Raw genomic sequence first — 452 nt, 5'->3', positions numbered from 1 at the left:
TACTGCTGTCGACGCTGCCTTCTTGCTGGGCGAGATCGAGGTAGATGACTTTCTCGTCACGGATGTCGAACTCCGATTCCTTCCCGAGATTCGCGTAGCGACCTGCGTCCTCGAAGGGCCGCAGTTGGTCGATCAACCATGTTGCATCGTCGCTAAGTTTCTCGGCTTCCGCATCCGACCGGACGACGAACGACTCGGGGTCGTCGACCATTTCTTCGAAGACGTCCAACATGTCTCGAATCGTCGGGCTCGGGTTGCCGTGTGTCGTGATATCATCAGTAATGCCATGACGCTCGTAGGCCTGTCTGAGGCCGAGTTCGAGTGTCGTTCGGCGGTCGCCGAGTGAGATGCCACGGAGGGCGAAGAAATTCGTCAGGAAGCTCATCGCGTCGTCGAGTTTCTCGTTGAACGGACTCGCGTCTTCACCCATTGCCCGTTGGACGTGTTCGGGC

General features: G+C 58.0%; 1 pseudogene. It reads right to left on the bottom strand.

Annotated features, from left to right (window positions below):
* Positions 1-452 (bottom strand): annotated as a pseudogene (locus C5B91_RS21675) (transferase); the annotation flags it as partial.

This window comes from Haloferax sp. Atlit-10N, from assembly GCF_003586325.1.
GTDB classification, from domain to species: domain Archaea; phylum Halobacteriota; class Halobacteria; order Halobacteriales; family Haloferacaceae; genus Haloferax; species Haloferax prahovense.
This window is presented reverse-complemented; position numbering and strand designations above follow the sequence as displayed.